Source organism: Nocardia lijiangensis NBRC 108240 (assembly GCF_001613045.1).
Classification (GTDB): Bacteria; Actinomycetota; Actinomycetes; order Mycobacteriales; family Mycobacteriaceae; genus Nocardia; species Nocardia lijiangensis.
Map to the genome: position 1 here is coordinate 1 of NZ_BDBP01000119.1, position 24983 is coordinate 24983.

Annotated in this window: 25 protein-coding genes; 6 read left to right on the plus strand and 19 right to left on the minus strand. The window is 70.5% G+C overall.

Annotated elements, in window-relative coordinates:
- The 3 genes from NL1_RS32400 to NL1_RS32410 all read right to left on the minus strand — a co-directional run.
- On the minus strand, positions 1-949 hold a 949-nt coding region (locus tag NL1_RS32400; RefSeq protein WP_245673688.1), incomplete at its 3' end, for a serine/threonine-protein kinase.
- Between the two features lie 176 nt (positions 950-1125).
- Positions 1126-2874, minus strand: coding sequence for a penicillin-binding transpeptidase domain-containing protein (locus tag NL1_RS32405; protein WP_067847719.1), 1749 nt, complete (start codon positions 2872-2874; stop codon positions 1126-1128).
- A 58-nt stretch (positions 2875-2932) separates the two neighbouring features.
- Entirely contained in the window at positions 2933-3796 is an 864-nt protein-coding gene (locus NL1_RS32410; protein WP_067847722.1) for an arylamine N-acetyltransferase family protein, read from the minus strand.
- A gap of 18 nt (positions 3797-3814) precedes the next feature.
- On the opposite strand from NL1_RS32410, the gene NL1_RS40350 reads away from it, so the two are divergent.
- Together NL1_RS40350 and NL1_RS32415 are read left to right on the plus strand one after the other, a co-directional pair.
- Entirely contained in the window at positions 3815-4024 is a 210-nt protein-coding gene (locus tag NL1_RS40350; RefSeq protein ID WP_245673689.1) for a TerB family tellurite resistance protein, read from the plus strand.
- A gap of 50 nt (positions 4025-4074) precedes the next feature.
- Entirely contained in the window at positions 4075-5253 is a 1179-nt protein-coding gene (locus NL1_RS32415; RefSeq protein WP_067847725.1) for a winged helix DNA-binding domain-containing protein, read from the plus strand.
- 107 nt (positions 5254-5360) lie between these two features.
- Here NL1_RS32415 and NL1_RS32420 read toward each other — a convergent pair whose 3' ends face one another.
- A complete protein-coding gene (locus tag NL1_RS32420; protein ID WP_067847728.1) occupies positions 5361-6953 on the minus strand; it encodes a DHA2 family efflux MFS transporter permease subunit in 1593 nt (530 codons plus the stop codon).
- A 104-nt stretch (positions 6954-7057) separates the two neighbouring features.
- On the opposite strand from NL1_RS32420, the gene NL1_RS32425 reads away from it, so the two are divergent.
- Entirely contained in the window at positions 7058-7507 is a 450-nt protein-coding gene (locus tag NL1_RS32425; RefSeq protein ID WP_245673690.1) for a MarR family winged helix-turn-helix transcriptional regulator, read from the plus strand.
- Between the two features lie 42 nt (positions 7508-7549).
- The gene (locus NL1_RS32430) at positions 7550-8188 is read left to right on the plus strand and encodes a GNAT family N-acetyltransferase (RefSeq protein WP_067847731.1); all 639 of its coding nucleotides are present in this window, start codon (positions 7550-7552) and stop codon (positions 8186-8188) included.
- Positions 8189-8378: 190 nt separating this feature from the next.
- Here the strand turns inward: NL1_RS32430 and NL1_RS32435 are convergent, their stop codons facing one another.
- From NL1_RS32435 to nadA, 4 genes are all read right to left on the minus strand, one after another.
- Entirely contained in the window at positions 8379-8864 is a 486-nt protein-coding gene (locus NL1_RS32435; protein ID WP_067847734.1) for an aminoacyl-tRNA deacylase, read from the minus strand.
- Between the two features lie 190 nt (positions 8865-9054).
- Positions 9055-9915, minus strand: a complete 861-nt coding sequence (nadC, locus tag NL1_RS32440; protein WP_067847737.1) for a carboxylating nicotinate-nucleotide diphosphorylase — start codon at positions 9913-9915, stop codon at positions 9055-9057.
- 67 nt (positions 9916-9982) lie between these two features.
- Complete coding sequence (locus NL1_RS32445; protein WP_067847779.1) at positions 9983-11668, minus strand: L-aspartate oxidase; 1686 nt, start codon at positions 11666-11668, stop codon at positions 9983-9985.
- 102 nt (positions 11669-11770) lie between these two features.
- Positions 11771-12814, minus strand: a complete 1044-nt coding sequence (gene nadA, locus NL1_RS32450) for a quinolinate synthase NadA (protein WP_067847740.1) — start codon at positions 12812-12814, stop codon at positions 11771-11773.
- Positions 12815-12890: 76 nt separating this feature from the next.
- On the opposite strand from nadA, the gene NL1_RS32455 reads away from it, so the two are divergent.
- A complete protein-coding gene (locus NL1_RS32455) occupies positions 12891-13643 on the plus strand; it encodes an NUDIX hydrolase (RefSeq protein ID WP_067847743.1) in 753 nt (250 codons plus the stop codon).
- A 381-nt stretch (positions 13644-14024) separates the two neighbouring features.
- Here the strand turns inward: NL1_RS32455 and NL1_RS32460 are convergent, their stop codons facing one another.
- From NL1_RS32460 to bioB, 4 genes are all read right to left on the minus strand, one after another.
- Positions 14025-14558 (minus strand): DUF1353 domain-containing protein, encoded by a 534-nt coding sequence (locus NL1_RS32460; protein ID WP_067847746.1) that lies wholly within the window; start codon positions 14556-14558, stop codon positions 14025-14027.
- A gap of 93 nt (positions 14559-14651) precedes the next feature.
- Positions 14652-15320 (minus strand): DUF2567 domain-containing protein, encoded by a 669-nt coding sequence (locus NL1_RS32465; protein WP_067847749.1) that lies wholly within the window; start codon positions 15318-15320, stop codon positions 14652-14654.
- Positions 15320-15547 carry a biotin synthase auxiliary protein BsaP gene (gene bsaP, locus NL1_RS32470; protein WP_067847752.1) on the minus strand — a complete coding sequence of 76 codons (228 nt, stop codon included), beginning with the start codon at positions 15545-15547 and terminating at the stop codon, positions 15320-15322. The genes NL1_RS32465 and bsaP overlap by 1 nt, the downstream gene beginning before the upstream one ends.
- 10 nt (positions 15548-15557) lie before the next feature.
- On the minus strand, positions 15558-16571 hold the full coding sequence (bioB, locus tag NL1_RS32475; protein WP_067847755.1) for a biotin synthase BioB: 1014 nt from the start codon (positions 16569-16571) through the stop codon (positions 15558-15560).
- Positions 16572-16703: 132 nt separating this feature from the next.
- On the opposite strand from bioB, the gene NL1_RS32480 reads away from it, so the two are divergent.
- The gene (locus NL1_RS32480) at positions 16704-17288 is read left to right on the plus strand and encodes a TetR/AcrR family transcriptional regulator C-terminal domain-containing protein (RefSeq protein WP_067847758.1); all 585 of its coding nucleotides are present in this window, start codon (positions 16704-16706) and stop codon (positions 17286-17288) included.
- A 34-nt stretch (positions 17289-17322) separates the two neighbouring features.
- Here NL1_RS32480 and NL1_RS32485 read toward each other — a convergent pair whose 3' ends face one another.
- From NL1_RS32485 to NL1_RS32515, 7 genes are all read right to left on the minus strand, one after another.
- Positions 17323-18573 carry an MFS transporter gene (locus NL1_RS32485; RefSeq protein ID WP_245673691.1) on the minus strand — a complete coding sequence of 417 codons (1251 nt, stop codon included), beginning with the start codon at positions 18571-18573 and terminating at the stop codon, positions 17323-17325.
- Positions 18574-18691: 118 nt separating this feature from the next.
- Positions 18692-20044, minus strand: coding sequence for an LLM class flavin-dependent oxidoreductase (locus NL1_RS32490; protein ID WP_067847761.1), 1353 nt, complete (start codon positions 20042-20044; stop codon positions 18692-18694).
- Positions 20041-20823, minus strand: a complete 783-nt coding sequence (locus NL1_RS32495; protein WP_067847764.1) for an ABC transporter ATP-binding protein — start codon at positions 20821-20823, stop codon at positions 20041-20043. The genes NL1_RS32490 and NL1_RS32495 overlap by 4 nt, the downstream gene beginning before the upstream one ends.
- A complete protein-coding gene (locus NL1_RS32500) occupies positions 20799-21662 on the minus strand; it encodes an ABC transporter permease (RefSeq protein WP_067847767.1) in 864 nt (287 codons plus the stop codon). Before NL1_RS32500 ends, NL1_RS32495 begins: the two co-directional genes overlap by 25 nt.
- Entirely contained in the window at positions 21662-22753 is a 1092-nt protein-coding gene (locus NL1_RS32505; RefSeq protein WP_084511263.1) for an ABC transporter substrate-binding protein, read from the minus strand. Before NL1_RS32505 ends, NL1_RS32500 begins: the two co-directional genes overlap by 1 nt.
- A 66-nt stretch (positions 22754-22819) precedes the next feature.
- Positions 22820-23986 carry an alpha/beta fold hydrolase gene (locus tag NL1_RS32510; protein WP_067847770.1) on the minus strand — a complete coding sequence of 389 codons (1167 nt, stop codon included), beginning with the start codon at positions 23984-23986 and terminating at the stop codon, positions 22820-22822.
- Between the two features lie 487 nt (positions 23987-24473).
- On the minus strand, positions 24474-24983 hold a 510-nt coding region (locus tag NL1_RS32515), incomplete at its 5' end, for an SRPBCC domain-containing protein (RefSeq protein ID WP_245673692.1).

Sequence of the window (24983 nt, forward strand, 5' to 3'; positions counted from 1 at the left end):
GGGCGCGCAACGCCCGCGTCGCCGCGTCCGAGGCCGACTGACGCGCGAAAGCCTCACTGGCCGGGACGAATCCGGCGTGCGCCTGCGCGCCGGAGTCGGCGAAGCCGGCGAGGGTGTCGCGCGCGACGCGCATGCTCGGCCGTTCCTCGGGGTCCGGGTTCAGCAGCGCGAGCAGGAAATCGGTGGCCTGCCCCGCGTTTCGCGGCTCGCTGACCTGACCGTTGGCCGCGGCGTAGAGCACCGCGAGCGGATTCGCGCTGGCGCCGTAGGGCGGTTCGCCCTCCAGCGCGTGAAAGAGCGTGGCGCCGAGGGAGAACACGTCGGCGGCCGGAGTCGGATCGGCGCCACGCGCCACCTCGGGCGCGAGATACGCGGCGGTGCCGCAGATCAGGCCGGTCTCGGTGAGCGTGACGTCGCCGGTGGCGCGGGAGATGCCGAAGTCGGTGATCTTGACCGTGCCGTGGTCGTCGAGCAGGATGTTGCCAGGTTTCACGTCGCGGTGCACGATGCCCGCGTGGTGCGCGGCGATCAGCGCCGAGGCGACCTGCTCCCCGATGCGCGCGACCTGAGTCAGCGGCAGCGTGCCCTGCGCGGAGAGCACCGCGGCCAGACTGCGCGACTTCAGGTACTCCATCACCAGGCACGGGTCGCCCTCGTGTTCGGTGATGTCGAACACCACGATCGCGTTCGGGTGCTGGAACCGCGCCGCGTTGCGTGCCTCACGGACCGCGCGCTGGCGCGTGATGTCGCGTTCGGCCTCCGGCAGGCTCGCTTTAATGTGGATCTGCTTGATCGCCACGGAACGCCGGAGTCGCTCGTCGGTGGCACGCCAGACGACACCTGTGCCGCCGCTACCAATCCGCTCGACCAGGCGGTAATGCTCCGCGATCAACTGACCGGTATCGATGGCGCCTACTCCGAACCTTCTCGAAATCGTGACATCCCGCATATTGACCGCTGACGCGGCCCGCCGACGAGTGTAGCGGGCGCGTGCAGCGCAGTCCGCGCCAGCCGGGGATATATCCGCCGCCCAAATCGGCGGAACCCGAGAACGGCGCCGAAGCACCGAGTTTGCCGACGAACTGCACCCGGCCGGACCAACGCGTCGTGCGGGAATGCCGAAGGTTACCGCGCCGCGCGCAGCATCCGTCCGGCGGCGTCCACCGCGGGACCCGAACTGCCCGCGTCGCTGATGAATACGGCGAACGCGAGGTCACCGTCGATGCCGACGAACCAGCCGTGCGCGTGGGTGTCATCGATGTACTCGGCGGTGCCGGTCTTGCCGAGCAGCCCGGGGATATCGCGCAACTGGGTGGCGGTGCCGCCGGTGACGGTCTCGCGCATCATGACTTTCAGCTGGTCGTCGACGGCGCCGGGCAGCGGCTCCGGCTGCCGGTCGGCCACCCCCGGACTGCCCTGCACCACTGTCGGCGTGGGCACCGAGCCGCGCGCGATCGAGGCGGCCACCAGCGCCATCCCGAACGGCGACGCTGTCACCTGCCCTTGACCGATGCTGGACTCGACGCGCTGAGCCGGGGTATCGGCGTCGGGCACCTTGCCGGTGACCGTGGTCAAGCCGGGTGTGACGTAGTCGATGCCGAGGCCGAGCTGTGCGGCGGCATTCGTCAACCCGTCCGGCGGCAGCTGCACGCCGAGCATGCCCATGGTGGTGTTGCAGGAGCGGGCGAAGGCGGTGTGCAGCGGCACCCGGCCGAGGTCGAAGTTGTCGTCGTTGGGAATGCGCCTGCCCTCGATGTTCGCGCTGCCAGGGCACGGGAGCACGGTGTCGGGTGTCACCTCGCCCGCCTGCAGCGCGGCCGAGACGGTCACCGTCTTGAAGGTCGAACCCGGCGGGTACAGGCCGGTCAGCGCGATCGGTCCCTGCGCGTCGGCGGCGGCGTTCTGCGCCATGGCCAGCACATTGCCGGTGGACGGCTGCAGCGCGACGATCGCGGCGGGCTGCCCGATCGGGGCGAGGGCGGCCTCGGCGGCACGCTGCCACCCGATGTCCAGCGTGGTGGTGATATCGGTGGCCGGGCGCGGATCCTCTCCCGCGACGCGTTCGGTGCCGGTGGGCGTCTTGGCCCGCACGGCCCAGCCCGCCGCCGCGGCGGCGTTCTGCTGCCACAGTTCGGCCAGGCCGGACAGGGTCGGCGAGGACAGGGCCTTGTCGGCGGTCAGCAGCCGCGTCTGCGGGGCGAGTGTGACGCCGGGCAGGGCGGCCAGCGCGTCGTTGACGGGGGCGATGTCCTCGGCGCGCAGCGTGATGGCGGTGATCGGTTTGCCCTGCGCGGCGGCCAGTTCCGCCTGCAGTGACTGCGCGGTGATGCCGGACGCGAGCGGGGCGAGGAGGGCAGCGACGGCCGCCGTGTCCACGCCGGGCGCGAGGTTCACCAGGGTGACGATCTGCTCGGCCATGAGGTTGCCGCCCGCCGCGTCGAGGACGCGGGCGGGTTTGGTGAAGGCGGGCCCGTAGGTCAGCGGGCCCGCGGCCAAGCCGGGCGCCACGGTGGCGGGATCCCAGTGGATCTTCCAGTCGCTGCCCTCGGCCGCCTCGCCCGCGGTGGTGTAGCTCCACTCGTCCTTGCCGTCTTTGCCCAGCTTCCAGGTGGCGGCCAGGGTGAATCCGTTCCCGTCGGTCGAGCGCACCTCGAAGGCGACGCCCTTGCCGAGGCCGTCGTACAGCTGGTTCAGCGTGTCGGTGGCCCGGCCGGGGTCGTCGGTCAGCGCGGCGGCCGCGGCGACGTCGCCGCGGTTCAACGCATCGGCGAACTGTCTCGCCACGGTGTCCGGCTGCTCCGGCCCGGAACCGCACGAGGCAAGGGCGAGCACGGGTGCTGCGGACAGAACCAGGAGCCTCCGTTGAATGCGCACCCCGCCGACGGTACCGAAATCGACCGTCGGCGCGGTGCAGCCGCGGCCGGTGTCGCGCTCAGCGGTCGAGCCAGGGGGCGGTGCTCAGCTCGGTGGCGTCGTCCGGGTCGAGCTCGATGTCGAAGACCTCCGCCAGGATCTTGGACAGCTCGCCGGGCTCCAGCTCGCGGGTCTCGCCGGAGCCGTCGGGGCGTTCGGTGACGAGCTTCAGGCCGTCGAGCACGTGGTGCACGTCGGGCAGGAAGCGCTGGACGAACGGGCGCGCGGTGAACGGCGAGCGCGGCGAGGTGGACACGAAGTGGTTGCCCACCTCGAAATCGATCCGGTACTGCGGCGCGGTCGTGAAGGTGTAGCGATCGATCCAGCCGTCGCGCCCGAACTGGTGCAGCACCCACACGTCGTCATCCAGCTCGCCCACCGTGCGTTCCAGCCGGAAACGCCACTGTCCCAGCGAGAATTCGTCCGGCCGGTCGACCAGCTCGTAGGGCTCGAGCGGACCGGAGCCGAACCCGACGTCGCAGAGCCAGACGCGCTCGTCGTCCGCGGTCGTCACGCGCAGCAGGGCGTGCGTCGCGGGACGCAACCCGCCGGACCCCATGGTCACCCGGCCGCTGAGTCCGGTCACGCCGAAACCGAGACGTTCCAGCGCGGCGGCGAAGAGCCCGACGTTCTCGTAGCAGTAGCCGCCGCGGCGTCGGCGCACCAGCTTGTCCTGGAGGGTGGCCAGGTCCAGCGGGATCGGCCGGCCGAGCACCGGGTCCAGGTTCTCGAACGGAATGGTGGTGGTGTGCAGGCGGACGAGCTCACGCAGAGTCGCGAGGGTGGGGGCGCGTTCGCCGTCGAAGCCGATTCGCGCCAGGTACGCGTCCAGGTCCAGATCCGCGCCGTGCCAGTGGTAGGCCGGGTCCGCAGGCTTGCTCATCTCACGCCTCTCTCGTCGGTGTCTTTTCCGAACAACCGGGCCGAGGCGGGAACTGTTCCGGCCCGCCACGATTTGGTCGCCGCCCGCCGATGGCGCCATCGATCGGCCGTCGTGCAGATCGGCATCATGATCGGCAATGCCGACGGGACCTTCGACCAGGCCGAGGTCGCGGCGGTGCGCGAAGCCTGCCAGGCGCTGCGGGTGGATCCGGGCCGGTTCGGGCTCTGAGCGCCGCCGCGCGACGGCGGAATGTCGGAGGCGGCGGCTAGTATTCGCCTATGCGTTCGATCGATGCCGCCGAGCGGCGCGCGCGACTGGGGGTGCGGCACCGGCTGGCGGACGCGCACCGCACCGATGCCGTCACGGATATCGCCAGGTCACTGGTGGTCTTGCACGCCACCGATCCGGCGACGGTCTTCCTCTCCCTCGGTGCGCGCAGCCGCGGGGCGGCGCCCACCGACGTGGAGCGCGCACTGTACGAGGACCGGACGCTGCTGCGCATGCTGGCGATGCGCCGGACCATGTTCGTCGCCCCCGTCGAGCTGGTTCCGGTGCTGCAGGCCTCGTGCTCGAACGCGTTGGCGGACAAGCAGCGCCGCACCTACGGTCGCTTCCTCGAGCAGGCCGGATTCGGGGATGGAAACGTCGCGGGCTGGTGGGCCGAGGTCGAGGAGGAGACCCATAGCGCGCTGCTTGCCCGCGGCGCGGCCACCGGCGCGCAGCTCGGCAAGGACGTGCCGCGGCTGCGCACCCAGGTGAATCCCGCACCGGACAAGGCGTATTCGAAGCCGACCAACATCACCACCTGGGTGCTGGTCACCCTGGGTTGCGAGGGCCGCATCGTGCGCGGGCGACCCAACGGCAGCTGGGCGAGCAGCCAGTACCTGTGGTCGCCGGTGGAATCCTGGCTGCCCGGCGGCATCGCGGAACTTCCCGCCGACGAGGCGCGGGCCGAACTGGTGCGCCAGTGGCTGGCCGCCTTCGGTCCGGCCCCGCTCACCGACCTCAAATGGTGGACCGGCTGGACCCTCGCCGAGATCCGCAAGGCACTGACCCGCCTGGACTTGGCCGAGGTCGACCTGGACGGCGTCACCGGCCTCGTCCTGGCCGACGACCTCGAACCCGTTGCGCCACCGGAGGATTGGGCGGCCTTCCTGCCGGCCCTCGACCCGACGCCGATGGGCTGGCAGTCCCGCGACTGGTACCTCGGCCCGCACGCCGCGGCCCTGTTCGACCGCAACGGCAATATCGGCCCCACCCTCTGGTGGAACGGCCGCATCGTCGGCGGCTGGGCCCAGCGCAAGGACGGCGAGATCGTCTGGCGCCTCCTGGAAGACGTCGGCTCCGAAGCCGAATCCCGCCTCGAAGCCGAAGCCGCCCGCACCACCGCATGGTTCGACAACATCCGCACCATCCCCCGCTTCCGCACCCCTTTGGAACGCGAGCTCACCGCCTGATCCCTTGCCACACACTCCTCCTACGCCGCACATAGGCGTCGCGCCTGTGCGGCGTAGGGAAGGCGAGTGGCAGCTTGGCCAGCCGACCGGTGGGCGGCCAGGGCGGGTTATCCGGCTGGTTGGTTCACCGCCTCGCTCGGGGCGGCCGTGGACCGCTGGCGGAGGGACGCGGTTGTGGCGAGTGCCAGCAGGAGCAGGCCCGCGCACGCGTAGGCGGCGACCGAGAGACCGGAGGTCATGGCGGCGCGGGCGGCGTCGGCGACCGGGGCGGTGGCGGGGTCGCTCGCCAGGGCCGGGATGGCCGAGCCTGCGCTGGCCGTGACGGCGTCGGTCAGGTCGTCGGCGCCGGGTGTCGTGCCGAGCCGGTCGCGCAGACCGGTCCCGAGCACGCCGAAGAAGAGCGTGGTGAGCATCGCGATGCCGAGTGCCGAGCCGAGTTCCCGTGCGGCGCTTTGAATCCCCGAGCCCTGACCGGCGCGCTCGGCGGGCACCTCGGCGAGCACCACGTTCGTCACCTGCGCGGTGGCGAAGCCGACGCCGATGCCGTAGACGAACAGCGCGAGGACGATGGCCCACCATGGCGTGTCCGTCGCCGCGACGAGCGCGAGCATGCCCAGACCCGCGGCCTCGAGCAGCAGGCCGAGGCGCACCTGCGTCATCGCCGAGGCGGTCATCGAGAAACTCGCTCCGCTGGCGCAGAAACTGCCGACAGCCAGCGCGGCCAGGGCCAGTCCGGTCTGAAAGGCGGTGTAGCCGAGGGTGAACTGCATCCACAGCGGCAGCACCGCGATGATCCCGAATTCGCCGACGCCGACCACGATCGTGACGACATTGCCGTTGCGGAACGAGGGAATCCCGAACAACCGCACATCCAGCAGCGGTTCGCCGCCGGTCCGCGCCAAGCGCCGCTGCCTGCGCCAGAACAGCGCCAGCGCGCCCGCCGCCGTGAGGAAGGCGACCAGCACCGGCGACGGCCCGCCGCGCCAGGCCACCCCACCGACGACCAGCGGCTCGATCGTGTGCACCCACCCGTAGTGGCGGCCTTCGATCAGCACGAACGACAGCAACCCGAGCCCGAGCACCGACAGCGCCGCGCCGAGCAGGTCGACGCCGCCACGGACGCGGGACGAGGCGGGCAGGAAACCCAGCGTCGCGGCCACGATCACCAGCACCAGCGGAATGTTGATCCCGAACGCCCATCGCCACGAGAAGTCCGCCAGCCAGCCGCCGAGCAGCGGCCCGACGGCTGCCGCGGCGCCGATGGTCGACCCCCAGATCGCGAAGGCCTTGGCGCGCGCCGGACCCGCGAAGCCCGCGTTCACCAGCGCCAGCGAGGTCGGCAGGATCATCGCGCCGCCGACGCCCTGCAAGAAGCGGGCGGCGATGAGCGCGGCGCCGTTCGGGGCCGCCGCGGCCAGCAGGCTGGTCGCGCCGAAGATCACCAGCCCGATCACGAAAAGCCTTCGCGCACCGTACAGATCGGCGAGGCGGCCGGTGAGCAGCAGCAGCGCCGCGAAGACAATGGCGTAGGACTCCTGGATCCACTGCGCCTCGATCGAGGTGATGCCGAGGTCGTCGATGATCGGAGCGACGATCACGTTGACGATCGTCAGGTCCACGACGATCAGCGCGACACCCAACGCGACGGCGATCAGCCCGAACCAGCGCCGGGCGGAGGGTGTATCGGTTTCGGTCGGCAATTTACCTCCATCATAAAGTTACTTTATGGTGAAGCTATTCCGCCGCGGGGTAAGTTGTCAATCCGTGCGGGCGCGGGCGCGTGCCCATCGAGGAAGGAGTGCCGGTGTCGAACGACCATGCGGCGCAACGCGAACGGCTCGCCGACGGGCTGCGGTCCTACGGCGCGAGCTTCGCCGAGCTCGGCCGCCGCTTCGCCGCGGACCTCGGCGTGCATTCCACCGACGCGTTCGCCCTGCTGGAGATCACCTCCGCCGAGACGCTGGGCGCGCCGATCTCACCGGCGCTGCTGAGCAAGCGCATCGCCTTGACCTCGGGCGCGATGAGTTCGCTGCTCAACCGGCTGGAAGCCGCCGGATACATCACGCGCACCCGCGAGCACACCGACCGGCGCGTGGTGACGCTGCGCAGCAGCGAGCAGGTCAAGCAGCGGGGCGAAGAGTTCTTCCGCTCCCGCAACGAACGCCAGGACGCCATCCTCGCCGACTACCCACCCGAAACCCTCGACCAGTTCGAGACGCTGCTGCGCCGGCTGACGGCGAGCTTGTCGAGCTGACACCACCCGCGGCCGGTCCGTTCGCGGCGGTAGTTTGGTGCCGTGGAGATTCGCGGGTTCACCGAGTCCGATCGCGACGAACTGCGCGCCCTGGCGCGGCGCGCCGGTGCGGGGTCGCCGACGGAATCACTGTGGGGGCACGCGGACTCCGAGGCGGCCGTGTACCTCGATCCGTACATGGATCTGGAACCCGGGTCGCTGTTCCTCGCGGCGCATGACGGAGCGCTGGTCGGATATCTCGCGGGCTGCGTGGACAGCGCGGCATTCCCCAGCGAGGAGCAGCGCATGGATCAGGCGATTCGCCGGTACCGCTTGGTGTTTCGCCGTGGCCCCGCGGCGTTCTTCGCGCGCGCCGTACTGGACACGCTGCGGGCGAAGTTTCGCGGACAACCCACCGCGGGCGATTTCACCGATCCGCGCTGGCCCTCGCACCTGCACATCAATGTGGCGGCGGAGGCCAGGGGCACCGGGGCGGCCGGTGCACTGATGGCGCGATTCCTCGAACACGCGGCCGCGTCCGGATCACCCGGCTGCCACCTCCAGACCCTGGTCGAGAACACCCGCGCCGTGCGGTTTTTCGAGCGGACGGGTTTCGACCGGCTCGGCCCCGAACCTCTCGTACCCGGCCTGCGTCATCGGGGCTCGCCGGTACACCAGCGAACCATGGTGCGCTCCCTCTGATCAGGGTTCCGCGACGGTACGAACGGCAGACGCGCGCACGACATCGCCCCGCGCACTGCGACCGTCCGACCCCGTTCGCATCGCCGACCGACCGCCCGATGACGCTTCGACGACCTGGTGACGGATCCGCACGTCCGCACTGGGCGAGCTCTTGGCGCCCGCCGCGCCGACCAGCCGAGGATGGCCGACGCTACTCCGAAGTGCTCTTCCCGGGTTTCGAGAAGTGCGCCTTCTCCGCCTGCTCCATCAGCCGCATGAACTGGTCCGTCCGCAGATGGACGAGCGCCTCGTGGTCGCCCGCCTCGAAGTAGACGTCGGGCACCGTGGTGAGGCTTTCGTCCATCAGGGTCCGCACGCCGTAGGCGGTGCACACGGCCGGGATCGCGCCGACCTCGCAGTCCTTGAAGACGTCGCGGAGCTCGGACTCTTTGGCCAGCACCAAGTGCCGTCCGGTTTGCGACCAGAGTCTCGACAGACGCAGGTGATGGGTGGATGGCAGCACCGCGCCGACGTAGCCCTGCTCGTCTTCGAGCATGATCGTCTTGGCGAGACGATCACCCGGGATATGGGCCACCGCCGCCGTGTGTGCGCTGGTGTAGCTGTGCGGATGACGCACGACCTCGTATTCGACACCTGCCTCGCGCAGGCATTCTTCCACCGTCGATGACATGGACATTGCGGACCTCCACTCGTTTGCTGGCGCGCCACCGTGTCCCGGTGCCGCTGGGCAGTCGGATGCACAGCGTCGAACCGTTCTACGAAATAGTCTGCGCCTTTCGACGGCGAATGCCGAGAGTCCCGACCTGCCGTGACGACGTTCGTCCCGGCCACCGCCTACCGAGCGGGCATCGGCCGGGCCGCACCGCTCACATGTCCAGACCGAGATCCAGCACTCGCACCGAATGGGTCAGCGCGCCGACGGCGAGAAAGTCCACGCCGGTGCGGGCATAATCCGCCGCCATCTCCAGGCCGAGCCCGCCCGAGGACTCCAGCTTGGTCGCAGGAGCCACGGCGTTGCGCCGCTGCACGGCCGCCTGGGTCTGCCAGAGCGGAAAGTTGTCCAGCAGCACCAGTTCCACGTTCTCGGCGAGCACGGCGTCGAGCTGTTCCAGGCTGTCGACCTCCACCTCGCACGGCAGGTCCGGGGCCAGCGCGCGCACCGCGCGCAGCGCGTCGACCACCGAACCCGCGGCGACGACGTGATTGTCCTTGATCAGCGCGGCGTCGCCGAGGCCCATCCGGTGGTTCACGCCGCCGCCGACCCGGACCGCGTACTTCTGCAGGCCGCGCAGACCGGGCAGCGTCTTGCGGCTGTCGCGGATCTTGCAGTCGGTGCCCGCGACCTCGTCGACCCAGGCCGCGGTGGCGGTGGCGATGCCGGACAGGTGGCACAGCAGGTTCAGCATGGTGCGCTCGGCGGTGAGCAGCCCGCGGGTCGGCGCGACCACGCCGAGCACGACGTCTCCCGCGTGCACCCGTGTCCCGTCGGCCACCCGCTCGGTGAGCTCGTAGGCGCCCGCCCCGATCACCTCGTCGAGCACCAGCAGTCCCACGTCGATACCCGCCACGGTGCCCGGCTGCCGGGAGACCACCGAGGCCTTCACCGCCGCGTCGGCGGGCACGGTCGCCATCGTGGTGACGTCCGGTCCGTAGCGCAGGTCTTCGTCCAGCGCGGTGCGAATGAGCGCGAGCACCTCGTCGCGGTCCAGTGCGGCGTCCAGCGCCATCAGTGCACTCCTACTCTGTCGGCCCGCGGCGAGCGCGGGCGAAAGTCGAAATCGGGCCCGGCGGGCCTCACGGCACCGCCACGCTCAGCGCCGGGGCCTCGGGGTCGTCGGCCAGGCGGGAGGCCAACGACTCCCCCTCGGGCGAGCCGCCCACCAGGATCACGTCGGGACGGCCGTCGGCATCCAGGCGGATCGGGATGCTGTGCCGCAGCGCCTCGTCCGGCTCGGGGTGATCGGATCGCGTATGGCAGCCGCGGCTTTCGGTGCGGGCCGCGGCGGCGAGCAGCAGCACGCGGGCGGTCAGCGTCAGCGCGCCGTCCTCCAGTTCCGCGATCCGGCGGGCGGCCAGGTCCTCCGGCGCGGGCGGCACGACGACGCCGGAGCCAGCGATCCGGCTCGACATGCCGCGCAGCACCGCGCGTTCCAATGTCGCCGCCGCACTCGCGAGCCCGTCCCTGTCGCGCACCACCGCGGCGTGCGCGGTCATGACCTGCTGCAGCGCCGCGCGCGGCGCCCTCGGCATGGTCCGCGGCCGCACATCGGTGACCTCCGCGGGCGCGCCGAGGCGCTCCACGGCGGCCGCGCCCACCCGCTCGCCGACGACCAGGCCCTCCAGCAAGCTGTTGGACGCCAGCCGATTCGCGCCGTGCAGCCCGGTCCGCGCCACCTCGCCCGCAGCGTACAGCCCGGGCACGCCGGTCCGCCCGTGCGGATCGGTGACCACGCCGCCGCATTGGTAGTGCGCCGCGGGTGCGACGGGAATCAGGTCCGCACGCGGGTCGATGCCCGCGGCGAGGCAGGACGCGGTGATCGTCGGAAAGCGCCGGTCGAAACCGTCGATCGCGCGGGCGTCGAGGAAGACGTGGTCGACGCCGAGGTCGCGCATCCGCGCGGCAATGGCGCGGGACACGACGTCGCGGGGCGCGAGATCGCCGCGCGGATGGACCTCCGCGGTCACCGAATTGCCTTCGGCGTCCACGAGAGTCGCGCCCTCGCCGCGCACCGCCTCGCTGATCAGCGGCCGGCGGCCCAGCCCGCCCGGCGTGTACAGCACCGTCGGATGGAACTGCACGAATTCCAGGTCCGCGACGGCCGCGCCCGCCCACAGCGCGAGCGCGACGCCGTCGGCGGTCGCGCCCGGCGGGTTGGTGCTCAGCGCGTAGAGCTGACCGAGCCCGCCGGTGGCGAGCAGCACGGCCGGGGTGTGCACCACGCCGAAGCCCTTGTCCGACACCGCGATCACGCCCTGCACGCCGCTCGGCCCGGTGACCACCTCGCAGGCCGCCGCGCCGAACAGCACGGGCAGACCCGCCGCGTTGAGCGCGCGCTGCACCTCGGCGCCGGTCGCGTCGCCGCCCGCGTGGATGATGCGGCGCGTGCTGTGCCCGCCCTCCCTGGTGCGCGAGATCTGGCCGTCGCGGCCGAGATCGAACACCGCGCCGAGGTCGGTGAGCGCCGCGACGGCGGCCTGCCCGCCCTCGACGATCGCGCGCACCGCGCTCGTCTCGCACAGACCGGCCCCGGCCTCCACCGTGTCCCGCACGTGCGACCCGATCGAATCACCATGCGGCGCAACGACCGCGATACCGCCCTGCGCGTACTGGGTGGAGGTGTCGATCGGCCCGCCCTTGCTGAGCGCGAGGACCCGCAGCCCGCGCAGTGACGCGGTGCGGGCCGCCGTCAATCCGGCGACGCCGCCGCCGACCACCACCAGGTCGGCCGAGGCCTCCCACTCGATTACCGGAGCATTCATCTCCGCCAGCCTCTCGTTCCGAGCCCGGGCGCGCATGCCGCCGCGCCCGCCGAGGTCATGCGACGCCGCGCTGCGCGCCCGCCGCATGTCGCTCGCGTCGGCTCACTCGCCGCCGCCCGGGTTGCCGATCGCGATCATCCGCTGCACCGAATTACGGCCGAGCGCCGCGGTTTCCGGATCCACGTGCACCTCGTCGGCGCCGTCGACCAGGCAGCGCAGCAGCGCGGCGGGGGTGATCATCTTCATGTACTTGCAGGAGGCGCGGTCGTTGACGGCCTGGAAGTCGATGCCGGGGGCGGCCTTGCGCAGCTGGTGCAGCATGCCGACCTCGGTGGCGACCAGGACCTGAGTGGACTTGGCCGCCTTGGCCGCGTCGATCATGCCGCCGGTGGACAGGATGTGCACCCGGTCGGCCGGGAACGCGCCCTCGCCCGCGAGGTACAGCGCCGAGGTGGCGCAGCCGCACTCGGGGTGCACGAACAGCTCGGCGTCGGGGTGGTTGCGCGCCTGCTCGGTGAGCTCGTCGCCGTTGATGCCCGCGTGCACGTGGCATTCGCCCGCCCAGATGTGCATGTTCTCGCGACCGGTGACCCGCTTCACGTGCGCGCCGAGGAACTGGTCCGGCAGGAACAGCACCTCGCGGTCGGGATCGATGGAGGCGACCACGTCGACGGCGTTGGACGACGTGCAGCAGATGTCGGTGAGCGCCTTCACCTCGGCGGTGGTGTTCACGTAGGACACCACGACCGCGTTCGGGTACTCGGCCTTCCAGGCGCGCAGCTCGGCGGCGTTGATCGAGTCGGCCAGCGAGCAGCCCGCGCGCTGGTCCGGGATCAGCACGGCCTTCTCCGGGCTGAGGATCTTCGCGGTCTCGGCCATGAAGTGCACGCCGCAGAACACGATGGTGTCCTCGGGCGCCTCGGCCGCGATCCGCGAGAGCGCCAGCGAGTCGCCGACGTGATCGGCCACGTCCTGGATCTCGGGCAGCTCGTAGTTGTGCGCGAGAATGGTCGCGTTGCGCTCCCGGGCCAAGCGCTTGACCTCCTGCGCCCACTCGGGCGTCGCCTCGACACCCGTGTAGCCGGAGGGCCCGTCGACTACCTGCCCCATCAGCGGAGGCGCCAGTTTCGCACCCGTCGTCGCCATGATGGCTCCCTTCCTCGTGCGCCCGGCAACACCGCCGATTCACACCAAACCAGGTTTTCGTCTTACAATCGAAAACGTGCCTCATAGTAGCACCATCCACGAATCGCTCACCGCGGTGTTCCAGGTTCGCCGCTTCCCCACCGGAAAAACCACTGGTCAGGGCGTCGCGAGCGGCCTGATGGGCCCGTGCCCGCCCGATCAGCGCACCGAACTGGCCGTGTTGCTGTGGGAGCGCGCGCTCGACCCGCAGAAGGGCACCTGGTCGCTCCCCGGCGGACGGCTGGGCGACGAGGAGGATCTGGACGCCTCCGCGCGCAGGCAGCTCGCCGAGAAGGTCGACGTGCGCGAGCTGACCCATCTCGAACAGCTCTCGGTCTTCAGCGACCCCGCCCGCGTGCCCGGCCCCCGCCGCATCGCCTCGGCCTATCTCGGCCTGGTTCCGCTGACCGCCGAACCGGAACTGCCCGACGACACCGCGTGGCACCCGGTCTCGGCGCTGCCAGCCATGTCCTTCGACCACGGTACGGTCGTCGACCACGCCCGCACCCGGCTGGCCGCCAAACTCTCCTACACCAACATCGCCTTCGCGCTCGCCCCGTCCATCTTCACCATGTCCACGTTGCGCGAAATCTATTGTGCGGCACTGGGTTATGACGTCGACACCACCAACCTCCAGCGCGTCCTCTCGCGCCGCAAGGTGATCGTCCCCACCGGCGCCACCGCCGCCCCCGGCCGCGCGGGCGGCCGCCCCGCCGCCGTCTACCGCTTCAGCGACTCCGGTCTGCGCGTCACCGACGAATTCGCCGCCCTCCGCCCCCGAGCGGAGTGATCCCCACCGAGTCGAATACAGCTGAGTAAGAACGAAACCGAATAATGTTCGGTCGACGTTGAATCACGCGTCGTGGGAACGGTTTCGGTGTTTGGGGGTGCGCCGGTACTGGCGTTTGCCGGGGACGGGCTGGGCGGCGTTGGAGCGGCGGAGTTCGTGACGGCGGCGCCAAGCGGTGAGATCCGGGCGTTCCGAAGAGGTTCGGGATGCGCCGGGTTGTGGCGTGGTGTGCGGATGGGCGTGCATTGTCGTCACCTCCTCCCCTTGGCTCGCCCGCTGCTTGCCCGATCACGGTAGCGACGGGGTCCGGCCCGCTCCACCGATTTTCCGCGCAACGAGGGCGGCACGACCCGCATTCCGACGCGGGGTGCCGAAATCCGTTCAGGCCGTTTTCATCTGGGGTTTCGGAGGCGGTGCGACCGTGTGGGCGACGAGACGGCCCGCGACCCAGAACACCAGTTCCACCAACCAGAACAACCACAGCGACAGCGTCACCACGACGACCGGTATCGCGAGGAAGAGCACCGAGGGCACCGCGACGAGCAGGAACAAGGCCAGCTCCCGCGCGTTCGCGCCTGCCAACCGGTTCGCCAGCCGCACCGCCGCCCACATCATCCAGCGGCGCGGCACCGAGATGCCGAATTCCCGCAGACAGCGCCGGAACAGGCCGTCGGCGTCCGCGGTGCTCACCAAGCGCGAGTGCAGCAGGTAGTCGTGCAGGATGGCGGCGCGGGTGTATGCGCCGTAGCGGGGAATAAGCCAGACCAGCGCACGCGGCACCGACGCGAAATCGGTGCGGAAGCCGGCGGGCACGGTGAACTCCTGCACATCACCCTGATAGACGAGCGGCTCCGACAACCGCCAGAACTTTGCGTCGATCTCCTCGACGATCGGACCGCCACCGATGAACGCCACGCCCCCGTTCCTCTCCGAACGCAACGATTTTCCACCATTTTACGTGGTAGAAGCACGAAAACAGCGCTGCGAAGGCAACGGTTGGGCGACGGGTCAGCGAGCCGGACGCGACACCGATCCCGACCCGTCCTCAGTCGCCGGATCGTAACCGCCATAGACGCTTCCGTACGGTGCGCGCGGCACCGCGGCGTCGAACCCGATCGGCTCGGACTCCGCGGTCCGGCGCGAACGACCGAATGCGCTGCCGTAGCCGGTACCCAGATCCTCCGACGGACTGAGCGCCGCGAGGAACAGCAGCACCAGCGAGGCCACCAGCGGCTGCACGACCAATGCGAGCGCGGTGCCGACTTCCGTTGGCAGCGCGACGATCTGGCCGACGGGCGGATCGTCCGGGCGCGGGTGCCGCAGCTCCGCGACCGACTCCCCCACCCACGCCATCAGATACGCGCCGATCAACGAGCCGGACAACAGCCCGAGTTGCAGCAGCGGACCGCGCACCGTGCGCAGCCGCCAGGCCGCCACGGCGGTGAGCAACCCGGTTACCGCGCCCACGCAGACGAACAGCGCCACCGCGTCGAATTGGTGCGTGCTCTCCCCGGTCAGCGGCGCGCCGCGCCCCGGCTCGGTGACCAGCAGCTGCTCGGTCGGCGCCAGCCAGCCCCACAGCACGCCGACGAGCACGCTGCACACCGCAACGGCCGCCAGGACCAGCAGCGCCGCTCCCGCTTCGCTCCGGACACCGTCCGCCCGCGCCGTCGCCACTACCGGTGTTCCAGACTCTTCGAGTCGATCACGCCGTGCCGCGAGCACTTGGCCCACCAGCCGTCGGGACTCACCTGGACGATCATGCGGCGCCCGCACTCCTCGCAGAAGCGCGGCGGCTCGAGGCCCAGCGCGGCCGCGGTGGGCACCGTGTCGTCGAGACCGGGCACGATCCGTTTGCCGGTGAACGGGTTGTAGCGCTCGTCCATATCCATGACAGTACTCATGGCCCGGCTCCTACAGCGTTTCGTTGAGCGCCTTGATCGGCATCTTGAGCTCGCCGAGCAGATCGAGGTCCGCTTCGGCGGGACGGCCGAGGGTGGTCAGGTAGTTGCCGACGATGACGGCGTTGATGCCGCCGAGGATGCCCTGCTTGGCACCGAGGTCGCCGAGGGTGATCTCACGACCGCCCGCGAAGCGAAGGATGGTGCGCGGCAACGCCAGCCGGAACGCGGCGACGGCGCGCAGCGCGTCGGCCGCGGGCAGCACCTCGAGGTCGCCGAACGGCGTGCCCGGGCGCGGGTTGAGGAAGTTCAGCGGCACCTCGTCGGGCTCCAATTCGGCCAGCTGCGCGGCGAATTCGGCGCGCTGCTCGAGCGTCTCGCCCATGCCGAGGATGCCGCCGCAGCACACCTCCATGCCCGCCTCCCGCACCATGCGCAAGGTGTCCCAGCGCTCCTCCCAGGTGTGCGTGGTGACGACCTGCGGGAAGTGCGACTTCGCGGTCTCCAGGTTGTGGTTGTAGCGGTGCACGCCCATCGCGGCGAGCTGATCGACCTGCTCCTGGGTGAGCATGCCCAGCGAGCAGGCGACCTGGATGTCGACCTCGTTGCGGATCGCCTCGACGCCCGCGGCGACCTGGGCCATCAGCCGCGCGTCCGGTCCGCGCACCGCGGCGACGATGCAGAACTCGGTGGCGCCGGTCTTGGCGGTCTGCTTGGCGGCCTCGACCAGGCTCGGGATGTCCAGCCACGCGGCGCGCACGGGCGACTGGAACAGGCCGGACTGCGAGCAGAAGTGGCAGTCCTCGGGGCAGCCGCCGGTCTTGAGGCTGATGATGCCCTCGACCTCGACCTCCGGGCCGCACCACTTCATGCGCACGTCGTGCGCCAGGGCCAGCAGCTCCTCGAGCCGGTCGTCGCCGAGTCGCAGCACCGCGAGGGTCTGCTCCTGGGTCAGGCCCTCGCCGCGCTCGAGCACCTGCTCGCGGGCGATCGCCAAAACATCGGTGTCAACGGGTGCCTGGGTCACTGCACGAATCCCTTCGGCTGGTCTGCCTGTCGGCGACGGCACCCCGCGTTCGAGGTGGCCGTGCAACTTGAACGGTGTTCAGGCTAGGGTAGCGGTAGGAGTGAGTCAAAACACGACGGGGAAGGAATTCGGGTGCAACTGCACAGGGCGGACGTGGTCGACGGCGCCATCGCCATTCTCGACCAGTACGGCCTCGCCGACCTGACCATGCGCAGGCTGGCGAGCTCGCTTCAGGTGCAGCCCGGCGCGCTGTACTGGCACTTCCCCAACAAGCAGGCGTTGCTGGGCGCCGTCGCCGACCGCATCCTCGCGCCGATGGAAGACCCGGTGACCGCCGAGGAGTGGTCGGGCCAGATCACCGAACTCGCCCACCGGCTGCGCGACAGCCTGCTCGCCTACCGCGACGGCGCCGAGCTGGTCTCGTCGACCTACGCCTCCCGGCTGACCACGAGCAAGGGCCGCGAACGCCTGGCGAGCGCGGCCATCCGCGCCGGAATGCCGCGCCACGAGGCCGAGCTGGCCGCGTTCACCCTGCTGTACTACGTGCTCGGCCAGACCGTCGACGAACAGTCCAGGATGCAAATGGATTCCGCGGGCGCGCTCCCCGAGGACACCTCCCCCATCGGCGAAACACCGGACGCGACAGCCCGTTTCGACTTCGGCCTGCAACTGTTCGTCGCGGGCGTCCGCCACCTCCTCGGCAGCCGCATCCGCTGAATGCCGCGACGGCGGTCCCGAGCGGTCGCCCGATTCAGGCGACCATCGAATCGGTGCTCGGCCGGACCGCGATCGCCCGATCGAGGGAATCAGCACCGACCACCCCGGGAAACCACCGGTACATCGCGACCGCGCCCGCCGCGGCGGATAGCGCGAGGGCGAAGGCGGCGGCGCCGAGCACAGCGACCGAGCTGATCACGCCGACGGCGATGGGCCCGGCGAACATGCCGACATCATGGGTGAGCCGCCACGCGCCGAGGAATTCGGCGCGCCGGTGCTCCGGCGCGACATCCGCTCCGACAGTCATGATCAATCCGTTGCTGATCCCGTTGGCCAGCCCGAGCAGCACCGCCGCGAGACCCATGGTGAGCGCCGTGCCCGTCCAGGGCAGCACCGCGTATCCGGCGGCGAAGCAGATCATCGAGGGCACGCCGGTGGCGCGGCGGCCGCGCCGGTCCAGCCAGACGCCCGCCGGATACGACATGAGCACGTCCACCGCGCCCGACACACCGAAGATGAGGCTGGTGGCGGCGGGACTCAGGCCGATGTGCGCCGCCCACAGCGGCAACAGCGCCTGCCGCGCGGCCCGCGCCGCGCCCGTGAGCAACGCCGCCGACCCCAAAGTGCCGAGCAGCCTGCGGTTTTCGACGACCACCGAGCGCAGGGTGTGCCCGCCGGAGCGGGCGTCGTCGTCCACACCGCGGATGGCGACCAGCGCGCACCCGGAGAGCACCGTCGTCACGCACTGCAACCACAGCGCGCCGTTCGGCCCCATCCCGTGCACCAGGCCCGCCCCGAGGAACGGACCGCAGAAGAACCCGAGCCGGTGTGCACCCGCCAAGGTCGACAGCGCCCGGCCCCGGTCGGCGGGCGGCACCACCGCGACGATGTAGGTCTGCCGCGCCAGCCCCCACACCGCACCCGCGGCGCCGTTGAGCAGCATCCCCGCCGCCAGCACACCGAGATTCGGCGCGACGATGGCGGCGAGGATGCCAATCAGTCCGAGCAGCGAACCGAGACCGATCGCGCCGCGCTCACCGATCCGCGCCACGATGCGGCCCGCGGGCAGATCGGTGAGCACCATGCCCAACCCGCCGAGCGCGACGATCACACCGGCCGACCCGATCGACGCCCCGAGGTCCAGCGCGCGCAGCGCGTACATGGGCGCGGCCGCACCGGCCCCGGTGCCGTACAACGCCATCGGCACGAACACCGACCACGTGAGGCTGCGCAGGCGCACCGGAGCATGGGCTAGCGGGGCCTTCGCGACGGCATTCCCGCTCACCGCCTCGACCGCCGGCCGAGCGGCACAGCGGCGCAACGGTTCCCGGTCACCCGGCGGACCCGAACCGTCCGGCGTGCTCGCAACGGAAGGAACCGGGAACAGTGACCGTCCGCGCCGCTCACCGGGCCAGCGCCGGGCGCCGGGCGAACTGGCTCTCCGGCCGGGCCAGCCCGAAGTGGTCGCGCAGCGTGGTCCCGGTGTACTCGGTGCGGAACAGACCGCGCTCCTGCAGAATCGGCACCACGGTCGAGGTGAAGACCTCGAGCCCGCCCGGGTAGTACGGCGGCATCACGTTGAATCCGTCGGCGGCGCCGTTGCGGAACCATTCCTCGATGGTGTCGGCGACCTGTTCGGGCGTGCCCGCGAAGACCCGGTGCCCGCGCGCGCCCGCCAGCCGGTGCAGCAGCCCGCGCAGCGTCGGACCGTCGCGCTGCACGATGCCCGCCACCACCTGCAGCCGCGAGCGCCCGTTGTCGGTGACATCGCCCGCGCCGTCGAACTCCTCGACGGGAACGCGTTCGTCCAGCGCGAGATGCCGCAGGCTCTTGCCCACGATGCTTTCCAGTTGCGCCAGACCGTATTCCGGCACGGTGAGCTCGTTGAACTCACGTTCCAGCCGCTGCGCCTCCGCCTCGGTGTCGCCGATGAACGGGCTGATGCCGGGCAGGATCTTCACCTGCCCGGGATCGCGGCCGAATTCCTGCGCCTTGGCCTTGATGTCGGCGTAGAAGGCCTGGGCGTCGGTCAGCCGCTGGTGCGCGGTGAAGATGGCCTCGGCGTAGCGTCCCGCGAAGGACCGGCCCTCGTTGGACGCGCCCGCCTGCACCAGCACCGGGTATCCCTGCGGCGTGCGCGCCGAGTTGAACGGCCCACGCACCCTGAGGTATTCGCCCTCGAAGTCGATGCGGTGGATCTTGTCCGGATCGGCGTAGACGCCCGCGGCCTGGTCGAGCAGGATCGCGTCGTCTTCCCAGCTGTCCCACAGCGCGACCACGGCGTCGACGAATTCCCGTGCGCGGGCGTAGCGTTCGGCGTGGCCGGGGTGCCGGTCGAGGCCGAAGTTGGCCGCCGCCACGTCGGTTCCGGTGGTGACGATGTTCCAGCCCGCGCGCCCGCCCGAGATATGGTCCAGGCTGGAGAACAGCCTGGCCAGGTTGTACGGCTCGTAGTACGTGGTGGACGCGGTCGCGATCAGGCCGAGATGCGTGGTGGCCGCGGCGATCGCGGTGAGCAGCGTGATCGGCTCCAGCCCGGGCGCCGCATTGTGCTTGACGTTGGTGCGCAGCGCGGGGCCGTCTGCGAAGAACACCGCGTCGAGTTTCGCGGCTTCGGCGGTGCGGCCGATCTCCTGGTAGTAGGCGACGTCGTAGATGCGGTCGGGACGGCTCTGCGGGTGCCGCCAGGCCGCCTCGTGGTGGCCGGACGGGTAGATGAACGCGTTGAGGCTCAGCTGCCTCGGTCGCTCGGTCATGAGGCTCGCTTCTCTTCCTCGCGATGATGGAGGGCGGCCGCGTCACCGGCCGCGTTGACAAGGGGATCGACGCCGAGGCCTGCCAGCAGCCGCTCGCGCGCCGCGATGAACTCCGGATCGCTGTGGCGGCGCGGACGTTCCAGGTCGATGCGCAGGTCGATGGCGATGCGGCCCTCGTCGAGGACCAGCACGCGGTCGGCGAGCAGCACGGCCTCGTCGACATCGTGGGTGACCAGCAGCACCGCGGGCTTGTGCTTGGCGCACAGCTCCTGCAGCAGCGCGTGCATCCGAATCCGGGTCAGCGCGTCCAACGCACCGAACGGCTCGTCGGCGAGCAGCAGCTCGGGCTCGCGCACCAGCGAGCGGGCCAGCGCCACGCGCTGTTGCTCGCCGCCGGAAAGTTCCTTGGGCCAGGCCTTTTCCCGACCGGCGAGACCGACCTCGGCGAGCGCGGCACGACCACGCTCGGCCGATCCAGGACCGCTCAGGCCCAGCGTCACATTGTCGAGCACCCGCACCCACGGCAGCAGGCGCGAATCCTGGAACACCACGGCGCGTTCCGAGGGCACGGTGAGATCGCCGGAACCCGGTACGTCGTCGTCCAATTCGGCCAGCGCACGCAGCAGGGTGCTCTTGCCCGAGCCGCTGCGGCCGAGCAGCGCGACGAATTCGCCGCGGGCGATGTCGAGGTCGATGCCGCGCAACACCACCCGGTCACCGAATCCGCGGCTCAGAGCCCGGGCGCGGACCACGTTCAGTCCGCGAGTGTCTGACGCCATGCCAGCGTCCTCCTTTCCAAGGCGCGCACGGCGATGTCGCCGAACAATCCGAGCAGGCCGTAGATCACCAGCCCGACCACGATGACGTCGATCTGGCCGTAGGTGCGCGCCTGCGTCATCAGGTAGCCGATGCCGCTGGTGGCGTTGACCTGTTCCACCACGACCAGCGCCAGCCACGAGATCGTCACGGCGAGACGTAGGCCGATGAAGAACCCGGGCAGCGAGCCGGGCAGCGCGATCCGGCGGATGAAGCCCGAACGCGAAAGCTGCACCGTCTCGGCGAGTTCCACGTAGCGGGCGTCCACGCTGCGCAGGTGGGCGTGCGTGTTGATGTACACCGGAACCAGCACGCTGGTGGTGATGACGATGAGCTTCATCTCCTCGCCGATGCCGAACCAGACGATGAACAGCGGGATCAGCGCCAGCGTCGGAATCGCGCGCTTGATCTGAATCGGCCCGTCCAGCACGGCTTCTCCGAAGCGACTCAACCCGGCGGCCAGCGCGAGCAGCACGCCGATCACCACACCGAGGCCCAGCCCGATACCCGCGCGCTGCACCGAGGTCAGCAAGTTGGACTGCAAGCGTCCGTCGGCGATCAGGTCGCCCGCGGTCTGCGCGACCGTCCACGGGGCGGGCAGCGTCTCCGGATCGAGTGCGCCGGTGGCGGATCCGAGCACCCACGCCGCCACCAGCAGCGTCGGGCCGAGGGCGATGCCGAACGGAATCGGCTTGCCCGGTCCGAGCCTGCGCCGCGACACCTTGCCCCGGGCCTGCAGTTCGACGGGCGCGGCGCCCGCCCTGCCGAATCGCCCGAGAACTCCCGCGTCCAGGGTCGCCATCACCGCTCCTTCGGTTCGAACGAGGCGCCGGATTCGGTGACCGCGCGCGTCACGATCGCGTCGTAGCGCAGGTCGAAACCGTTGGCGGCGCTGACTTTCTTGGGCAGTTCGCCCGCCGCGGCGATGGCGTCGATGGTGGACTGCTGCCGGTCGACGAGCTTCTGATCCAGATGCGGAAAGGTGTAGGTGCCCAGCGATTCCACGATGCGCCTTGCGTCCTCGGGGCTGACCTTCTGGTTGTCCACGTAGTACTTCTGCGCCCACTCCTCGCGGTGCTCGTTCACCCACTGGTAGGCCCGGACGTAGGCCCCGACCAGCGCGCCGACCGCCGCCGACTTGGCCGGATCCTGCGTCACCGCGCGCCGCGCGTATAGGTAGGCCAGGCCGCCGTAGATGCCCGCGGTCTCGGAGTCCGGGATCAGCGAGGTGCCCGGCGTGCGCAGCAACCGGGTGACGTTCGGCTCGATCAGCGGGGCGATGTCGACCTGGCCGGTGCGCACCGCGTCCAGGAACTCGGCGAGCTGCAGCCGGACCAGCTGCACATCACCGGTGCTCAGCCCGGCCTTGTCCAGCGCGCGCAACACCGCGGCCTGCTGTGCGGTGCCCTCGGCATACGCGATCTTCTTGCCCTTCAGATCCGCCAGCGTGGTGGCGGTCCGGCCGGGTGCGACCGCCAATTTCAGTGCGGCGGGGCTGGTTTGCTGCGCGCCGACGATCGGCACGTCCTGACCCGCGGCCAGCGCGTGGATCGGCGGCACGTCGCCGACCGGCGCCACGTCGGCGGCGCCCGCGCGGAACGCCTCCAGGATGGCGGGCCCACCGACGAAGTTGGCGAACTCCACCTGGAACGGCAGCTTGTCCAGTTCACCGGAGGCGCGCAGCACACTCTGCAGGCGCTCCTGTTGGTCGGCGATGATCAGCTTGGTGCCCGCGGGAACCTCGGTGGCCAGCGGCGTGTTCGCGGTGTCGACGACCGGCGTGTCGTCCTTCGCGCATCCGGTCAGTCCGAGGGTCGCAGCGGTCGCCACGGCGAGCAGGGCGGCGGTGGTGCGGCCACGGAGGCCGGGCAGGAACGTACGCGGTCGAAACATGAAGGGAAGTCAAGCAGGACGAAACCGGGCCGAAAACCGTTAACGGCAGGCTGATTCGAACCGGTGTCAGCGCGGCGCCGCGGCACTGCGCACCCCGCGCATTTGGTCGAGATACCGCTCGACGAACGGCAGTACCTGCTGGTCGACGACCTTGTTGTATTCCGCGGGCGCCTGTCTCGGATTGGCGTGGCCGGTGTTGCGCGGCAGCACGACCAGCAGGCTGCCGTCCACTCCGCCCACCCGTTCGATCAGCACCTGGTGCGAATATTCGACGTCGACGACGCGGTCCCGTTCGGCGTCGCGCGGCCGGATGTAGACGATGGCCGGGCGCGGTTTGCCGTTCACCGGGCGGGAGAGCGCGCGCAGATTGTCGATCGCGCCGCCGCCGACGATGGCGAGGAACTGGGATTCGATCAACCCGTTGCTCGCGGCGTTGCGTGACATCACCTTGTCGGTCGCGACCTCGGCGAGCACGTCTCCCAGTTCGGCGAACCGGATCGAGGGCACGGGATCTGCGGTGTGATCGACGAACCGGTCCCGCCGCGCGTAGGTCTCCACGGCCAGGCGCAGCGCGCGGCTCTCGCGCGCTCCCGGCAGCCAGCCCATCCAGCGCAGCATGTCTTCACCGCGCCCGCGGCTTTCCGGGCGCACCGCGTTCAGGTCGACGGGAGTACAGTCCAGCAGCACGCCGGCCAGCCGCCGATCGCTGTCCAGGTGGATGTGCTGGCCGACCTCCAGCGCGATGACCCCGCCCATGCTGTGCCCGACGAGCACGATGTTCCGCACACCCGACATCTGCGCGGCGCGGACGACGAGATCGGCGATCACCTTGCTGTCGATGCCCTGATTGTCGTATTTGATGGCCCAGACCACGCCCATCCGCCGCAACGCGGGCAGCGCCGACGCCGTGTCGGAGGCGTTCAGGCCGCCGAGGCCGACCAGGTCGACGACCGCGGTGTCCCAGTTCTCCTCCTGCGCGGGCGTCGCGACCGGCAGCAGCGCGGGCTCGGTCAGCGCGAGCCTGGCGCGCTCGGGGGCGACATCGTGCACCCAGTACTGGGTGAACACGATGAGTACGAGTATCAGCAGCGCGGCTACCCGCAGGAACGCCAACCTGGTGCGGCGCAACGTCGTCCACCGGTGCCCGAGGCGGGTCTCCCGGAGCCGAACCTTCCGTCGCGCATCATCCCAGTCTGTGACGGTGGACGGGTGCCGATCGTCCAACGGCGACATCTCTTCACGGTATCGACGGATGCGAACGGCTGCCACGTCATCGCGCCGCGGATCTGGATGCCGCTGTCGCCGCGCGCGCTTCCGCACCGGAGACCGACCGCATTCCGACCGTGTTCTCGTTCGACAGCGCCGGCGGCAAATTCGCTGCGCCACATAGGATCCTCGACGCGTTGGGGGCCGCGAGATCTTCGACCCCGACGTCGAGGGCACTCGGCCCAGGGTCTCCTAGGAGCAGCCGATCCGGACGCTATTCATGTATGTCGACGAGCTCGCCGTTCGCCGCCCAGGGCTGTGCGATACTCGCCGCCGAACGGGTCCGCGCGCATCTCATCGACGCGGCAGGACCTTCATCTTCGACACCGGCTCGAGCCCGCGGCGGTCGGCGCCGCCCGATCACAGACAACTGGAGCGGGTGGAACATGCTGCCGCCCTGCGGGATCGACGCCCGCGAGCACGACGCGGTGCGCTGATCCGGCACACCGGCAGCTCAGTCGAGCGAGCCGGTTTCGGCCAGCGTGGCCAGTTTGGCCAGCGCGAGACGCCAACCCAGTTCGTTGTCCTCCGGTTTCACCGCACTGGGCACACCTTCGTGGATCGCCACTAGGTCGGTCCCGCCGTCGGCCGCGTCGGAGAGGGTGATCGCAATCGTCATCTCGCCGCGGGCATCCGGGTCGTCGGTCTCGAATTCGACAATTTCCACAACCTGTTCGTCCGGGATCAAGGTGACAAAGCGACCCTGATAGGTATCGGACTGCTCGGTGGTCTTACCGGTGTCGGCCGGATCGTCGTAAGTGAGGGTGATGCGGAAATGACCGCCCTCACGCGGCTCGAATGCGTGGACGTGACTGGTCATCCCGGTGGGCACCCGCCATTTCGCCACCGCTTCGGCATCCAGCAGCAGGCCGTAAACGGTCGCCCGCCCCGCGCGAATGTGTTTGCCGATCCTGGTGCTGGACATGGCACCACGGTAGTCCGATCCGCCACGCAGGCGACCAGG

Coding starts and splice junctions, on each gene's coding strand:
- NL1_RS32445 (WP_067847779.1), bottom strand. CDS start 11,668: ATGAATGCTCCGGTAATCGAGTGGGAGGCCTCGGCCGACCTGGTGGTG.
- NL1_RS32490 (WP_067847761.1), bottom strand. CDS start 20,044: ATGACCGAGCGACCGAGGCAGCTGAGCCTCAACGCGTTCATCTACCCG.
- NL1_RS32505 (WP_084511263.1), bottom strand. CDS start 22,753: ATGTTTCGACCGCGTACGTTCCTGCCCGGCCTCCGTGGCCGCACCACC.
- nadC (WP_067847737.1), bottom strand. CDS start 9,915: ATGGCGCTGGACGCCGCACTGGACCGCGACGAGGTGCTCGCGCTCATT.
- NL1_RS32510 (WP_067847770.1), bottom strand. CDS start 23,986: ATGTCGCCGTTGGACGATCGGCACCCGTCCACCGTCACAGACTGGGAT.
- NL1_RS32415 (WP_067847725.1), top strand. CDS start 4,075: ATGCGTTCGATCGATGCCGCCGAGCGGCGCGCGCGACTGGGGGTGCGG.
- NL1_RS32495 (WP_067847764.1), bottom strand. CDS start 20,823: ATGGCGTCAGACACTCGCGGACTGAACGTGGTCCGCGCCCGGGCTCTG.
- NL1_RS32500 (WP_067847767.1), bottom strand. CDS start 21,662: ATGGCGACCCTGGACGCGGGAGTTCTCGGGCGATTCGGCAGGGCGGGC.
- NL1_RS32410 (WP_067847722.1), bottom strand. CDS start 3,796: ATGAGCAAGCCTGCGGACCCGGCCTACCACTGGCACGGCGCGGATCTG.
- nadA (WP_067847740.1), bottom strand. CDS start 12,814: ATGGCGACGACGGGTGCGAAACTGGCGCCTCCGCTGATGGGGCAGGTA.
- bsaP (WP_067847752.1), bottom strand. CDS start 15,547: ATGAGTACTGTCATGGATATGGACGAGCGCTACAACCCGTTCACCGGC.
- NL1_RS32435 (WP_067847734.1), bottom strand. CDS start 8,864: ATGTCCATGTCATCGACGGTGGAAGAATGCCTGCGCGAGGCAGGTGTC.